The sequence below is a fragment of the Hydrogenophaga sp. BPS33 genome (assembly GCF_009859475.1).
Taxonomy (GTDB): domain Bacteria; phylum Pseudomonadota; class Gammaproteobacteria; order Burkholderiales; family Burkholderiaceae_C; genus Hydrogenophaga.
Window position 1 is genome coordinate 1,052,989 of record NZ_CP044549.1, and the last position, 13,602, is coordinate 1,066,590.

Genomic DNA, 13,602 nt, shown 5'->3' on the forward strand with positions numbered 1-13,602 from the left:
TCCTGTGTGAAATTCTCAGCCGCGTTCGCGCAAGATCGATTTGCGCTCTTCGGCCAGGCGCGGTCCGGCCAAGGCGACCAGACCGGAAATCGTGAGTTCGACGCCCTTTTGCTTGCCCGCCTCGACAGCCTCCCAGAGGTCTTTGTAGAACACGTCGGGCTGCGGGTGGGTGGTGAGCAGGTTGTCGAAGAACCCCTCGTTCTCGATGAACCACGAATTGCCCGTGCTCACCCTGGCGCATTCGACAATGGCTTCCTCACAGATGCCGTAGGCGCTCGCGAGCTTCTTTGCCTCGGACACCACGAAGGCATTGCACAGCGCCATCATGTTGTTGCACAGCTTGGCAATGGAGCCGGCGCCCGGTGCGTCTCCGATGTGGAAGATGTTTTTGCCCACGGCCTTCAAATAGCCGTCGCAGCGCCGCACCGCCTCGGTGTCGCCGCCCACCATCAGCGTCAACGTGCCGGCCACCGAGCCCGCGCGGCCGCCGCTGACGGGAGCATCCACCAGATCCCAACCGCGGGCGGCACAGTCTGCGGCAAGGCGCTGCACCATCTGGGGGGTGATCGTGCTGTGGATCAACACCGTGCGCGCCGTGGCCTGGCTGGCGAAGAGACCGCGATCGCCGTAGAAGCAGTCGAGCAGCTGCGTCTCGCTCCACACGCACAGGCCGATCAACTCGCTCGTGTCGGCGAGCGCCCGCAAGCTGTCTGCGAGGTGCGCGCCTTTGTCCTTGGCCACGGCCAGTGGCTCGCTGCGCACATCGAACACGGTCAGGTGAAAGCCCTTGCCCACCAGGTTGTGGGCCATGGGCTCGCCCATGTCACCCAGCCCCACGAATCCTACGCGCTGTTGAATGCTCACGAGTCTGCCTTGATGTTGAGGTCCCGAACCAGGCGGGAGAATACTTGCGTCTCGCGCTTGATGAGTGCCTGGAAATCGCTGGCGTTCAGGTAGATCACCTCGGCGCCCGCCGTCAGGAATTTGTCGATCACCACCGGGTTCGTCACGGCCTTGGACAACACCTCAGAGACCCGGGCGTTGACGGCGGCGGGCGTGCCGGCCGGCGAGAACATGCCGACCCATGAGTAGAAATCCATCTGCGGAAGGCCTGCCTCTTTCATGGTGGGCACATCGGGGAATGCCGCGATGCGCTTGTTGCCCGCCGTGGCCAGCAGTGCGAGCTTGCCATTGCGCACATGTGGGAAGGCGATGCCCGGATCGATCACGAAATCAGCCTCGCCCGTGAGCATGGCTTGCAGCGCGGGCCCCGACCCTTTGTACGGAACATGCACCGCCTGAATGCCGGCTTGCTGCAGCATCGCCGCGGCCACCAGGTGCGGTGTGGTGCCGGGACCGGCGGACGCGTAGGTCAGCTTGTTGGGGTTGGCGCGGCCGTGGTCCAGGAACTCCTTGAATGTCTTGAACGGCAGGCCCAGCCGCGTCACCAGGTGGAGTGGGTAGCGGCCCACGGCGGCCACCGGCACGAGGTCTTTCTCCGGGTCCACCGGCATCTTGAAGATGTAGGGGTTTGCGGTGAGTTGCGTGGTCGGTGCGAACAGCAGCGTGTAGCCGTCGGCCGTGGCGCGCGCCGCTTCCACCGTGGCGATGTTGCCGCTGGCACCCGGCTTGTTGTCGACGATGACGGGCTGGCCCAGCGCGTCGATCATGGGCTGGGAGAGCACGCGCGCCATCACGTCGGAGCCGCCGCCGGGGGCGTAACCCAGCACCAGGCGCACAGGCCGCGCAGGCCAGTTGCCTTGCGCGCGCAGCGAGGGCGATAGGGCGGCGGCCGCTAGTGCCGCGGACAGGGCGGTGAAACGCCGTCGATTGAGGGGGGGAGACATCGATGCACCTTTCCGGCTTGAAACCGTTAGCAAAAAAGAAGTGGGGTTGTATGCAATATCAGAATATTAGATATCGATCTTATGTATGCTCTCGCCTGTGAATCGCTCGGGTTAACCCCGATCGGCATCAGTTTTTTGCCCGCGGGCGCAGGATGGCTCTCCATTGTTCAAGGTCCTTCTGCTGCTGGTCCGCCAGTTGCCGCGAGTTCATGATCCAGGGTTCGTAGCCCAACTTTTCCAGGGCCGTCAGATACGCCTGCGACTGTTGCACCTTGGCCATCTCCGCGCCGATGCGGCCCACGATCTCGGGCGGCATGCCGGCCGGCCCGTACAAGCCAAACCAGCCGACGTGGTCGTATCCGGGCACCGTTTCGCTCACCAGTGGCACTTCGGGGAACGCAGGATGCCGCTTGGAGCCGCTCATGGCAATCGGAATCAGCTTGCCGGAACGGATGAGCGCGATGGAACCGCCCACCGGGTCGGCCACGAAATCGACGTGTCCGCCCATCAGGTCGGCCAGCGCGGGCGCGCCGCCTTTGTAGGGCACGTCGGTGAACTTGGTGCCGGTCTTCTCGGCCAGCAAGATGCCGGCGAGGTGGCTGCCGGTGCCCAGACCTGATGAGCCGAAGCTCACCTTGCCTGGCGTGGCGCGGGCCTTGGCGATCAGATCGGCCACGCTTTTCATACCCGAGGCGGGAGCCACGTTCAGCACATATTGAAAGTTCGCAATGCCTGCGAGTGGCGTGAAGCTCTTGATGGTGTCGAAGGGCAGGGGAGCCTCGGACTGGTGTGGCATGACGGCTTGCACGCTGTTGGCGCTGGTGCCGATCGTATAGCCGTCCGCGGGGCTTCTGGAGAGCCGATCCACCCCCACGGCGCCGGCGGCCCCCGTGACGTTCTCGACCACGATGGATTGCCCCAGCGCCTGTCCAAGCTGCTCGGCAGCGAGGCGCGAAACGATGTCGGTGGCGCCGCCGGCCGGGAACGGAACGATCCAGCGGATCGGCCGCGCGCTGGGCCAGGTGCCCTGTGCCGTGGCCGCGGTACTGAGCACGGCCAATCCGCCTGCCAGACCCAAAAGAAACGAAGCCCTTCGCAACATGTCGTGTCTCCTGTTAGTGATGCAAACGCCGAAAAGCAAATCGAAATATATTCGATATCTGTTATGCTGTGTTTGGATTTTAAGGAGATCGCATGGGCGTAGAACGCAAAGCTTGCTTGGTCGGTGTGGGGCAGAGCCTGTACACCCGATGGGGTGGAATTCAAGACAAGAGCCAGTTCCAGATCACCGCCGAGGCCATCGCGGCCGCTGTGAAGGACGCGGGGCTCAAGACGGCCGAAGTGGATGGCCTGGCCTCGTTCGCCGATGACGCCAACTCGGCGCCGTTGATGGCGGTGGCTCTGGGCGTGCCGCACATGCGGTGGTCGTCCATGGTGTGGGGTGGTGGAGGCGGCGGCACCATCGCCGCGCTATCGCAAGCGTGTGCTGCGGTCGAAGCCGGCCAGGCCGAAACGGTGGTGGTGTACCGCGGTTTGTGCCAGGGCCAAGGCCGTCGCTTCGGCAAGGCCTATGGGGCTCGCCCTGCAGGCAGCTTCGTGAACCCGTTTGGCCTGTTCGCGCCACCCTACATGCTGGCCTTGCTGGTGCAGCGTTTCATGCACCTGTATCCCATCACCGAACTGCACCTGGCAGAGATCGCACTGAACGCCCGGGTGAACGCCAACCGCAACCCGAATGCCGTGATGCACGACCGCGCGCTCACGCTGGAGCAGTACCTCGGCAGCCGCTGGATCTCCGAGCCGCTGCGCCTGTACGACTGCTGTCTGGAAACCGATGGCGCATGCGCCGTGGTGGTGACCACGCGCGAACGCGCGCGCGATTTGAAGCAGGCTCCGATCGAGGTGTTGGCCGCCAAGCACGGCAGCGGCCCTCAGTGGGGGCATGGACCGCTGGGCAGCCACAACATGCCCGACGAAGACTACGCCTCCACCAACAGCCGCCAGTTGGCGAAAGACTTGTACGCCGCGTCGGGCGTCACACCGGCCGACATCGATGTGGCACAGATCTATGACCATTTTTCGGGCCTGGTGCTCATGGCGCTGGAGGAATACGGCTTCTGCGGCCGTGGCGAGAGCGGTGCGTTTGTCGAGAGTGGCGCCATACGCTGGGGCACCGGCAGTTTGCCGATCAACACGTCGGGCGGCCAGCTCTCCGAGGCCTATGTGCATGGGATGAACTTGCTGGCCGAAGGCATTCGACAGCTGCGCGGCGAATCGACGTCGCAAGTCGAGGGTGCCCGCCTGTGCCTGGTCACCGGTGGACTGGGTGTATCGCCGACCAGCGGCGCGATCATTGGGAGAATGTGATGAGTTACTTTCCAGCCGACATGCCCCGCCCCGAACCCAACGCCGACGAAGCCGGATTCTGGGCGCACTGCAAAGAGCGGTCGCTTCGTTTTCAATCTTGCGCTGCGTGCGGCACGCTGCGCCATCCGCCGATGCCCATGTGCTTTCGCTGCCAGTCGTGCGAGACCGCTTGGAAGGAGGCACCTGAAGAAGCCACGGTCTACAGCTATACCGTGGTGCGGCACGCGGGGCATACAGCCGTCACCGCACGCTTGCCCTATGTGGTCGCCGTGGTTGAATTTGCGACGATGCCAGGTGTGCGCCTCATCACCAACCTGACCGACATCGATCAGACCCAAGTGGCCATTGGCATGAAGGTGCGCCTGTGGTGGGACGACATTGGGGACGGCATGCAGGTGCCGAGATTCGCACCAGCGGAACGCTTGAAAGTCTGATGCCGTGAGCGTTGCGTTCGGCGCTCACAGTTACGCCTGGATGTGGTCGATGCCGGCGCGGCCGTGTTTGGAGCGCCTGCAGGCTCTGGGCTTCGACGAGTTCGAACTCATCACCATGCCCGGGCACCTCTGGCCGACCGAGATGTCGGGCGCGCAGCGCGTGTCGTTGCGCGATTGGGTCGAAGGCGAGGGCGCCACGCTACGCACCCTGAACCACCCCGGTACCGATTTGAACTTGGCCAGCCCCGTGCCCGAGGTGCGCGCGTACAGCGTGCAGATACTGGCGCAGGTGTTGGCGCTGGCCGCCGACCTGCGTTGTCCCGCCGTCGTGGTGGTGACGGGCAGGGTGAACCCGTTGCTGCCGGCACCGCTCGAACACCACCGGCAATGGGTACTCGACGCGTTGCGCGCGCTGGTGCCTGTGGCCGAAGACCTGGGTGTTCGGCTGGCGCTGGAGAACATTCCGCTGGGGCCTCTGCCGCGCGCGCGCGATCTGCTGGACGCGGTGGCCTGGTTGAACAGCCCGGCGGTGGCGGTGTGCTGGGATGCAGCCAATGCCCATTTCTGCGGCGAAGACCCGGCCGAGGGCTTGCGCGAAGTCGCGCCTTGGTTGGAAGTGGTGCATCTGTCCGATACCGATCGCAGCAGCTGGCGCCACGATGTCATCGGCACGGGCGCTGTGGATTTCGCCTCGGTCTTGCAAGCCGCGCGCGACGTGGGTCATGCACGCAAGCCGCTGCTGGAGCTGTGCATCCGCAATCCCGAAGAGGGACACCGGGCCAGCCTCAGCCGACTGGCTGCGTTGGAGACGACGGAACGTCTACAACGCGAGTGAATACGCCGCGCGTGCGGGGGGGGGCTTGTTTCGCGCGGATGCCGGAAAACGGCGGTACCGCTATCCGCCCTTTGCCACCGCTTTGGCCACCTGCGCGCGGCGCGCAGGTGCATACGCCTCCTGTCCCAAAGCGACATACAGCGCCTGCGTCACGTCGTGGTGCTCGGCCAGCCCGGTGCGTTGCAGCAAGGCGATCGGGCCTTCCGGATAGCCCAGGCCCAGGCACAGCGTCTTGTCCAGGTCTTCGGCGCTCGCCAGCTTCTCATCCAGGCGGCGCAGCGCGGCGTTGAGGTACGGGCGGATCAGCCGGTCGACGATGCGACCAGGGAAGTCACCACACACCGCCACCTTGAATCCCGCGGCTTCAAACGCGGTCTTCGCCGCCGTGATGGCGGACTCGAGCGTGTTGGGCTGGCGCACGAGTTCGATCAGGTTGGAGGGATCGGCGTTGCCTATGCGGAAACGCGCAAAGCCCACCACGTTGGAGCCCTCATGGCCCCGGTCTTCGCCGGTGTGCACGCCCAGGCACTCGGTGCCCAGTTCGATGGCGACGAAGGGGCAAGCGCCCAGCTCGCCCGCGCTGGCAAAGGTTTTGCCGGCTTCTTCGCCAACGAAGACGCGACCCGCGCCCTGGTCATCCGCCTTGTCGGTGAAGGCGTGTGATGCCGGGAAGGAACGGCTCTCGCCGACCTGTGTGATGCGGTAGTGTTTGCTCATGGGGGTGCTCCTGCTCAGGCGCCAAACATCTTGCTGTCTTTGTACTCGTGAAAACCGCGCCCGCTCTTCTTGCCGAGCCAGCCCGCGGCGATCATGCGCTTGACCAGGGGCGGGCAGGCCGCGCGCGGCTCATTCGTCACGCCGTACATGGCCTCGCACAGCAGCTTCTGCGTGTCCATGCCGACCAGGTCGAGCAGCTCCATCGGACCCATGGCGTAACCCATGCCGGTCTTGATCGCCAGGTCGATGTCGGCCGGGCTCGCCACGCCCTGCTCGACCAGCCGGATCGCGTCGTTGTTGAACGGAATCAGGAAGTAGTTCAGCACGAAGCCGGGGGTGTCCTGCGTCTTCACCGGCTTCTGGCCCAGCTTCTCGCACACCGCCCAGGCACGCTCGAAGGTCTCGTCGCGGGTACTCAGGCCGGGCGACATCTCCACCAGCTTCATCAGCTGGGCGGGCAAACAGAAGTGCATGCCCACGAAGCGGTCGGCGCGGCCGGTGCCACCCGCTATCTCGGTGATGCTGATGGTGGAGGTGTTGCTGGCGAAGATGGTGTGCTCGCCGCAGATCTTGTTGAGTTTGCCGAACAGGTCGTGCTTGACCGGCAGGCTCTCGAACACGGCCTCGATCACCAGATCGCAGTCGGCGAAGTCGTCCAGGCTGGTCGTGCCGCTCCACTGGCCCATGATCTCGGGCAGCTTCTCGGGCGCCAGTTTGCCGCGCTCCACGCTCTTCTTCAGGAAGCCTTCGGTTTGTTGGCGTGCGCGGTCGATCGCGTCTTGCTTCAAATCGAAGATGCGCGTCTTGAAGCCCGCGCGGGCGCAGACGATCGCGATGCCCGCGCCCATCGTGCCGGCACCGGCGATGCCAATGGTCTTGATCTCACTCATGTGGTTTCCTTTGTTGATTCAGGTATCAGCGCTGCAGGAAGCTGCGGCCGATGAGCTGGCGGTGGACCTGGTTGGTGCCCTCCCAGATCTGCGTGATCTTGGCGTCGCGCATCAGGCGCTCGACGCGGTAGTCCTTGCAATAACCGTAGCCGCCCAGCAGTTGCACCGCATCGGTGGACAGGCGCATGGCCAAGTCGCTGGCGCGCATCTTGAGCAGCGAGGCTTCGTTGCCGAAGTCCTTCTCGCCCGCGTCGACCCAGCTCGCCACCTGCCACAGAAAACTCTCGGCCAGGGCCAGGTCGGTGGCGTTGTCGGCCACCATGAACTGGATGCCTTGGAACTCCAGGATCTTGCGGCCGGACTGCTTGCGCTCGTTGATATAGGCCACCGAATCCTCGAACGCGGCGCGCGCGATGCCCAGGGCGTGGGCGGCCACGCTGGGGCGCGATTTGTTGAGCGAGGCGAACAGGATCTTCAGGCCGTCGCCCGGGTTGCCGATGAGGTTGGTGCGCAGCACGCGGCAGTTGTCGAAGGCGAGCGTGGCGGTGCTCGAGGCGCGCGTGCCCATCTTGTCTTCCAGCCGCACGACCGACAGCCCTGGCGTGCCCTTCTCCATGATCAGCACCGAGATGCTTTCCTTCGCACCGGCAATGCCTTCCCACTTGCCGAACAGCAGGTAGAGGTCGGCCACGTCGCCGTTGGTGATGAAGGTCTTGCCGCCGTTGACGACGATCTCATCGCCCTCCTCGCGGAAGGTGGTGCGCATGCCGGTGGCGTCCGAGCCCGCGCCGGGCTCGGTGATGGCCAGCGCGCCCAGGCCGCCTTCGGCAATGCGCGGCAGCAGGCGCTGCTTCTGCTCCTCGGTGCCCCAGTCGATCAGAGGCTTCATGCCGTGGTAGTTGGTGGCCCAGACGATGCCGGTAGAGGCGCAGGCCTTGCTGATCTCGCGCACGCAGGCGAGGTACGCGGTGTACGACATTTGCGCGCCGCCATAGGCCTCGGGCACAAACATGGCGTTGAGGCCGAGTTCGTTGATGGCCTTGACGTTCTCCCACGGGAACTCGCCGGTGCGGTCGGCATGCTCGGCATGGGTTGCGATCTTCTCGCGGCAGAGCGTCTTCACGCTGTCGAGCAGCATGGTCTCTTCTTCGGACAGGCTCAGGCGGTCGTCCAGGCGTTGAAGGAGGGTCATGTTCTGGGTTCCTTCGGCTTCTCAGTGGTTGATGCTTTGCGCACCATCGATGTAGATGGTTTCGCCACTCATGAAACGGCCTGCAGGCCCGAACATCGAAGCCACCAGCGCGCCCACGTCGGCCGCCGTTCCAGGCGTCTTGGCCGGAATGCGCTTGTCCAGATAGGCGCGCAGCGGGCTGCCCTCGGCCATGGCATCTGCGTTGAGGTCGGTGACGATGTAGCCGGGCGCCACATTCATGACGCGAATGCCTTTGCTCGCCCACTCCACAGCCAGCACGCGCGTGATGGCGCCCACCGCGGCCTTGCTGGAGCAGTAGGCCAGGTTGTGCTTGACGCCGAGCTTGTCGAAGAACGAGCCGATGTTCACCACCATGCCGCCACCGGCGGCCACCAGGTGTGGGTAGGCAGCCTGGCAGGCCGAGACGACCGAGGTGGCGTTGGTGTCCATCACCTGCTGCCAGTCGGCCAGGGTGAAGGTGGCGGAGGCGCCGTCGATGTGCACGCCAGCGTTGTTGACCAATCCTGTGATGCTCCAGCCATCGGCCTTCAGTGCATCGAATGCCGCCGCGAGTGCCTGCGGCTGGGTGACGTCGGCCTTCATGGGAAGCCAGCGCGCGGCCACGTCGGCCGGCGCATCGGCGCAAGCGGGCATGGCGCCGGAGCGCGAGAGGCAGGCGACGTGTTTGCCCTGGCGGGCGAGTTCGAGCGCGATGGCCGCGCCGATGCCACGGCTCGCGCCGGTGACCACGATGCATTCGCGGCCCACCGCATCTATTGAAATCTCACTCATCGCGGAACACCGCCTTTCTTTTTTCGGTGAACGCCTGCATGCCTTCCTCGGCGTCCTGTGTGCGGTAGGCCAGGGTGGAGAGATCGGCCTCCATGCGCAGGCCCTCGTGCAGGGGAAGATCGCCCGCGCGTTGCACCGCCTCGCGGGCGAACTGCAGGGCCCGCAGCCCGTTGCCGCTGAACTCGCGCGCATAGGCCTTGGCCGCGTCCAGGCCCGGGGCCTGCACGATGCGGTTGACCAGGCCGATGGCCAGCGCTTCCTCGGCCGCCACGGTGCGCCCGGTCATCACCATCTCGAGCGCGCGGCCCTGGCCGACCAGGCGCGGCAGGCGTTGCGTGCCGCCGTAGCCGGGGATCAAACCCAGCTTGACTTCGGGCAGGCCGAACTTGGCGTTGGGCAAGGCCAGGCGCAAGGTGCAGGCCAGCGCGAGCTCGCAGCCCCCGCCAAAGGCAAAGCCATTGACCAGCGCGATGGAGGGAATCGGCAGCCGGTCGAGCTGGGCGAACACGGCCTGGCCGAGCTCGGCACCTTCGCGCTGCGCGCGCAGGCCGCGTTGCTGCAGTTCCTTGATGTCCGCGCCGGCGCAAAAGGCCTTCTCGCCCTCACCGGTCACGATCAGGGCGCGGGCGTTGGAGCGGCCGGCTTCGGCAATACGCTTGCCGATCTGTGCGATCAGCTCGAAGCTCAGCGCGTTCAAGGCGCCGGGACGACGGATGGTGAGGACGGCGAATTCGCCGTCGTGGGTCAGGTCGATCATGCGGTGGCTTATGCGGTAGGTTGTGCGGCCTTGGGTGCGCGGTAGCGCACCGGTTGGAGTTGGAGGCGACCGCTGGCAACCCACTGCACGAGCTCGCGCTTCAAGATCTTGCCGCTGGCGGTCAGGGGGAATTCGCGCACGACCACGAAGAACTCGGGCATGTCGAACTTGGACAGGCCTTCTTTCGCCAGGTGCTGCAACACCTCGTCGGGCTGGGGGGCTTCGCCTTCGCAGATGATGGCCAGGCACACTTTCTCGCCCAGGCGCTCGTCGGGCACGCCGAAGGCCGCCGCCTTCTTCACGCGGGCATGGCGGTGCGCATACTCTTCGATGTGCGCCGGGTGGATGTTGTGGCCTCCGCGGATGATCAGGTCCTTCTTGCGGCCCACGATGCTCAGGTTGCCCTGCTCGTCGAACTGCCCCAGGTCGCCGCTCAAGAACCAGCCCGAGCCATTGAACGAGTTTTCGGTGGCCGACTGGTTGTTGAAGTAACCGAGCATGAGCACGCCGCCGCGCCCGCCGATCTCGCCCACCTCGCCCGGGGCGGCTTCCACGTCCGGGTTCTCCGGGTTCCACAGCCGGATCTCGTAGCCGCTGCAGGCCTTGCCGCAGGTGCTGGTGATCACCTCGACCGGGTCCGAGGGCAGCGTGTACTGGTGCGAGCCGTTCTCGGTCATGCCGTAGACGTTCTGCGGCTTGGCGCCCAGGCTGAGCAGGCGGCGTGCGACTTCGGTGGGAATGGGCGCGCCGGCCATGTAGAACACCTTCACGCCACCCAGGCTGCTCATGCCGCGCTTGTCGACTTCCTGCAGCAGGTCCATCGCGTGGGTGGGCACGCCCATGACGTAAGTGGCGCCCGAGGCTTCGATCCAGTCGATCGCGGTGACGCCCGAGCTTGCATCGTGCATGACCAGCTCGCCTCCGCACACCAACACCTGGTTGAGCGCCACGGTGCCGATGTGGTGGCTCATCGGGCTGAGCGTGAGCAGCACCGTGGTCGGGCCGTGCCCCCAGTCGGCCACCATGGCGCGCGCGTTGGCCAGCAGCGTGTTGTCGCTGTGCATCACGCCCTTGGGCGTTCCGGTGGTGCCGCTGGTGAAGGCGAGGTAGACCACCTTGTCGGGGTGCGTGCTGGCGGGCGAGGGCGCCGCGCCCATCGGTGGATGCGGCAGCGGCATTGCGCGGGCGGCGTCGGGCAGCGTGACATCGCCAGCGCGCAGATCAGGTAGCGCATACACGCGCTTCATGTGCGACAACGACCTGGCGCGCTCAAAGACATCGGCCGCTTTTGCATCGGCGCCATAACCAGGTTGCGCGAACAGCGCCTTGCAATCGATGCGCGTGAGCAGCGCCGAGATTTCTTCAACGGTGTAGTTCTGGTGCAGCGAGGGGTTGCACACATACCCGTTGCGCGAACACGCGAGCAGCACCACCACGCTCTCCAGGCGGCTGGGCAGCCAGATGGCCACGCGGTCGCCGCGCCGCAAACCCGCTTCGTGCAGATCCGCCGCCACCGCGTCGACCCAGGCCACCAGTGCGCTCCAGGTGAGTCGGCGCGTGCTGTCGCGCACCGCGCGTGTGCTACCGCGCTGTGTCGCGTGCTGGCGAGCCAGGCTGTAGAGCGTGTCGATCTGCCAGATGCCGGACAGATAGTGTTCCCGCGTCTGGACGGGGTCGTGCAAAGTCAGCAGGTGCGCCATCGCCATACCCTCCAGCGACCCGTCAATGACCGAACTTGGTGCTGTCGGGCTTTCGGCGTTCGGCAAACGAAGCGGCCAGTTCGTCGTGCTCCTGGGTGTCGAGGTAGGTGCGCAGCAAGAGGTCGTGCGCGACGCGCGACAGGCCGGCAACCCCACCGTGTCGGGCCAAAAAGGCGCCCTTGATGGCCGCCAGCGCGAACGATCCGCGGTCGGCGATCTCCAATGCGATCTGGCGCGTGAAGTTCTTCAACTCGGCATCGGGCACCACGTGGTTGACCAGGCCCCACTCCAGCGCTTCCTGCGCCGTGAGCTTGGGGTTCCGGTACCACATCTCCTTCGCGCGCTTCTTGCCGATCAGGTCTTCCAGGTACCAGGTGCCGTAGCCGGCATCGAAGCTGCCCATCATCGGCCCCACCTGGCGGAACACCGCGCTTTCCTTGGCGATGGTGATGTCGCACACCACCTGCAGCACGTTACCACCACCCACCGCGAAGCCATTGACGCAAGCGATCACCGGCTTTTGCAGCTTGTCGATCGCCTCGTACATCTCGACCGTCGGGATCGTGCCCTCGTACATGAGGGTGTCGGGCATCCCGTCCTTGCGTCCGCCGATGCAGAAGAACTTGTCGCCGGCGCCTGTGATCACGATCACTTGGGTGCGTGTTTCGCGCCGGATCGCGTTGATGCAGTCGCGGATTTCCAGGCACATCTTCGGTGTGAACATGTTGCCGTCGTGCGGGCGGTTGAGCGTGATCGTGCCGATGGGGCCGTCTTCGGTGTAGATGATTTCTTCGAACTGCATGGGTATTTCTTCTGGATGAGAGCGTGGCGATCAGATAACGTGGTCGGCGCGCAGCTGATCGAGGTTCTGTGCGCTGAGTTGGAGCCAGTCGCGCAGGACTTCGGTGTTGTCTTCGCCCAGGCGAGGTGGCAGGCGGCTGCACGCTTCGGAGCGGCCGTCGAAACGAATGCCCAGACCCACCTGCGGCACCCGGCAACCGTCGCGTTCGACGGCGTAAAACATGCCTCGGCGTTGGAGTTCGGCGTCGGCCGTGACCTGGTCCACCCGGCTGATTGGGCCGGCCGGTACACGGGCCTCTCTCAGCAGTTCGAGCCACACCGCGCGCGGCTGGGTGGCCAGCAGGGCGGTGATGCGCTCGACAATGCGCGGCCGCTGCGCGCGGCGTTGCGCGTTGGTGGCGAAGGCAGGGTCTTCGCCAAAGGCAGGGTCGCCCACGGCGGCCCAGAAGCGTTTCCAGATCGCGTCGTTGCCCAAGCCCAGCGTCATGGGCTCGTCGGCGGTGTCGAAGGTCTGGTAGATCGCGATGACGCTGTCCTTGCCGCCTGAGCGGCGCGGTGCCTCACCAGAGCCCAGGTACGGCATCAGGCGCGGCGCCATGAAGCGGGTCATGCTCTCGACCATGGCGATGTCGATGGCGCAGCCTTCGTTGCTGCGTGAGCGCCGCACCAGTGCGGCCAGGATGGCCATGGCGCAATCGTGGCCGGCCAACATGTCTGCGGCGGGCGTGCCCACCTTCTGCGGCGCGCTCTCGGGTTCACCGGTAAGGTCCATGACGCCGGAATAGCCCTCGGCGATCAGGTCATAACAAGGCATGTCCGCGCGCTCGCCGTCCAGCCCGAAGCCCGTGAGCGAGGCGTGGATCAACCCGGGCCGCAGGCGCGTCAAGGTGTTGTGGTCGATGCCGAGCTTGGTCTGCACACGCGCGACCACGTTCACTACCACCACATCGCACTGTTTCACCAGGCGCTCGAGGATCGCGTAGCCCGCCGGCTTCTGGAAATCCAGCGTCAGGCTGAGTTTGTTGCGGTTGACGCTCTGGTACCAGAGCGCCTCGCCTTCCAGGAAAGGTGGGCCCCAGGCGCGGACGTCGTCGCCGGATCCCGGCTTTTCGATCTTGAGCACGGTGGCGCCGAGATCGCCGAGCAACTGGCCGGCATACGGCCCCGCGATGGAGTTGGTGAGGTCGAGGACCCGCACGCCCTTCAAGAGGTCGAGCGCGCCGGTGGAATCCCGCAGGGGGAGTTGGGGCAGAGATGCGGTGTTCATCGC

General features: G+C 65.5%; 14 protein-coding genes. 3 read left to right on the forward strand and 11 right to left on the reverse strand.

The features are described from left to right. Positions 1 to 15: 15 nt before the first annotated feature. From F9K07_RS05080 to F9K07_RS05090, 3 genes are all read right to left on the reverse strand, one after another. The gene (locus F9K07_RS05080) at positions 16 to 864 is read right to left on the reverse strand and encodes an NAD(P)-dependent oxidoreductase (RefSeq protein WP_159590003.1); all 849 of its coding nucleotides are present in this window, start codon (positions 862 to 864) and stop codon (positions 16 to 18) included. Further along, positions 861 to 1,847, reverse strand: a complete 987-nt coding sequence (locus tag F9K07_RS05085) for a Bug family tripartite tricarboxylate transporter substrate binding protein (protein WP_159590005.1) — start codon at positions 1,845 to 1,847, stop codon at positions 861 to 863. Before F9K07_RS05085 ends, F9K07_RS05080 begins: the two co-directional genes overlap by 4 nt. A 127-nt stretch (positions 1,848 to 1,974) precedes the next feature. Next, a complete protein-coding gene (locus F9K07_RS05090; RefSeq protein WP_159590007.1) occupies positions 1,975 to 2,949 on the reverse strand; it encodes a Bug family tripartite tricarboxylate transporter substrate binding protein in 975 nt (324 codons plus the stop codon). A 92-nt stretch (positions 2,950 to 3,041) separates the two neighbouring features. Here F9K07_RS05090 and F9K07_RS05095 point away from each other — a divergent pair, with 92 nt between their 5' ends. From F9K07_RS05095 to F9K07_RS05105, 3 genes are read left to right on the forward strand one after another with little or no spacing between them, the layout of a single operon-like run. Next, positions 3,042 to 4,214, forward strand: coding sequence for a thiolase C-terminal domain-containing protein (locus F9K07_RS05095; RefSeq protein WP_159590009.1), 1,173 nt, complete (start codon positions 3,042 to 3,044; stop codon positions 4,212 to 4,214). Beyond that, entirely contained in the window at positions 4,214 to 4,648 is a 435-nt protein-coding gene (locus tag F9K07_RS05100; protein WP_159590011.1) for a Zn-ribbon domain-containing OB-fold protein, read from the forward strand. The genes F9K07_RS05095 and F9K07_RS05100 overlap by 1 nt, the downstream gene beginning before the upstream one ends. A gap of 4 nt (positions 4,649 to 4,652) precedes the next feature. Continuing rightward, the gene (locus F9K07_RS05105) at positions 4,653 to 5,483 is read left to right on the forward strand and encodes a sugar phosphate isomerase/epimerase family protein (RefSeq protein WP_159590013.1); all 831 of its coding nucleotides are present in this window, start codon (positions 4,653 to 4,655) and stop codon (positions 5,481 to 5,483) included. A gap of 60 nt (positions 5,484 to 5,543) precedes the next feature. Here the strand turns inward: F9K07_RS05105 and F9K07_RS05110 are convergent, their stop codons facing one another. Genes F9K07_RS05110 through F9K07_RS05145 form a run of 8 tightly spaced genes read right to left on the reverse strand, consistent with a single transcriptional unit; the run spans position 5,544 to position 13,599 of the window. After that, positions 5,544 to 6,200, reverse strand: a complete 657-nt coding sequence (locus F9K07_RS05110) for a 3-hydroxyacyl-CoA dehydrogenase family protein (protein WP_159590015.1) — start codon at positions 6,198 to 6,200, stop codon at positions 5,544 to 5,546. Positions 6,201 to 6,214: 14 nt separating this feature from the next. Further along, the gene (locus F9K07_RS05115; RefSeq protein WP_159590017.1) at positions 6,215 to 7,090 is read right to left on the reverse strand and encodes a 3-hydroxyacyl-CoA dehydrogenase family protein; all 876 of its coding nucleotides are present in this window, start codon (positions 7,088 to 7,090) and stop codon (positions 6,215 to 6,217) included. A 25-nt stretch (positions 7,091 to 7,115) separates the two neighbouring features. Beyond that, entirely contained in the window at positions 7,116 to 8,282 is a 1,167-nt protein-coding gene (locus F9K07_RS05120) for an acyl-CoA dehydrogenase family protein (RefSeq protein ID WP_159590019.1), read from the reverse strand. A 21-nt stretch (positions 8,283 to 8,303) separates the two neighbouring features. Further along, positions 8,304 to 9,074, reverse strand: coding sequence for an SDR family NAD(P)-dependent oxidoreductase (locus tag F9K07_RS05125; protein WP_159590021.1), 771 nt, complete (start codon positions 9,072 to 9,074; stop codon positions 8,304 to 8,306). After that, a complete protein-coding gene (locus F9K07_RS05130) occupies positions 9,067 to 9,831 on the reverse strand; it encodes an enoyl-CoA hydratase/isomerase family protein (RefSeq protein WP_159590023.1) in 765 nt (254 codons plus the stop codon). The genes F9K07_RS05125 and F9K07_RS05130 overlap by 8 nt, the downstream gene beginning before the upstream one ends. Positions 9,832 to 9,839: 8 nt before the next feature. Further along, positions 9,840 to 11,531, reverse strand: coding sequence for a class I adenylate-forming enzyme family protein (locus F9K07_RS05135; protein WP_159590025.1), 1,692 nt, complete (start codon positions 11,529 to 11,531; stop codon positions 9,840 to 9,842). Between the two features lie 22 nt (positions 11,532 to 11,553). After that, the gene (locus F9K07_RS05140; RefSeq protein WP_159590027.1) at positions 11,554 to 12,333 is read right to left on the reverse strand and encodes an enoyl-CoA hydratase-related protein; all 780 of its coding nucleotides are present in this window, start codon (positions 12,331 to 12,333) and stop codon (positions 11,554 to 11,556) included. 30 nt (positions 12,334 to 12,363) lie between these two features. Further along, positions 12,364 to 13,599 (reverse strand): CaiB/BaiF CoA transferase family protein, encoded by a 1,236-nt coding sequence (locus tag F9K07_RS05145; protein WP_159590029.1) that lies wholly within the window; start codon positions 13,597 to 13,599, stop codon positions 12,364 to 12,366. Between the last annotated feature and the right edge of the window lie 3 nt (positions 13,600 to 13,602).

Coding starts and splice junctions, on each gene's coding strand:
- F9K07_RS05100 (WP_159590011.1), top strand. CDS start 4,214: ATGAGTTACTTTCCAGCCGACATGCCCCGCCCCGAACCCAACGCCGAC.
- F9K07_RS05140 (WP_159590027.1), bottom strand. CDS start 12,333: ATGCAGTTCGAAGAAATCATCTACACCGAAGACGGCCCCATCGGCACG.
- F9K07_RS05125 (WP_159590021.1), bottom strand. CDS start 9,074: ATGAGTGAGATTTCAATAGATGCGGTGGGCCGCGAATGCATCGTGGTC.
- F9K07_RS05110 (WP_159590015.1), bottom strand. CDS start 6,200: ATGAGCAAACACTACCGCATCACACAGGTCGGCGAGAGCCGTTCCTTC.
- F9K07_RS05135 (WP_159590025.1), bottom strand. CDS start 11,531: ATGGCGCACCTGCTGACTTTGCACGACCCCGTCCAGACGCGGGAACAC.
- F9K07_RS05130 (WP_159590023.1), bottom strand. CDS start 9,831: ATGATCGACCTGACCCACGACGGCGAATTCGCCGTCCTCACCATCCGT.
- F9K07_RS05095 (WP_159590009.1), top strand. CDS start 3,042: ATGGGCGTAGAACGCAAAGCTTGCTTGGTCGGTGTGGGGCAGAGCCTG.
- F9K07_RS05145 (WP_159590029.1), bottom strand. CDS start 13,599: ATGAACACCGCATCTCTGCCCCAACTCCCCCTGCGGGATTCCACCGGC.
- F9K07_RS05115 (WP_159590017.1), bottom strand. CDS start 7,090: ATGAGTGAGATCAAGACCATTGGCATCGCCGGTGCCGGCACGATGGGC.
- F9K07_RS05120 (WP_159590019.1), bottom strand. CDS start 8,282: ATGACCCTCCTTCAACGCCTGGACGACCGCCTGAGCCTGTCCGAAGAA.
- F9K07_RS05090 (WP_159590007.1), bottom strand. CDS start 2,949: ATGTTGCGAAGGGCTTCGTTTCTTTTGGGTCTGGCAGGCGGATTGGCC.
- F9K07_RS05085 (WP_159590005.1), bottom strand. CDS start 1,847: ATGTCTCCCCCCCTCAATCGACGGCGTTTCACCGCCCTGTCCGCGGCA.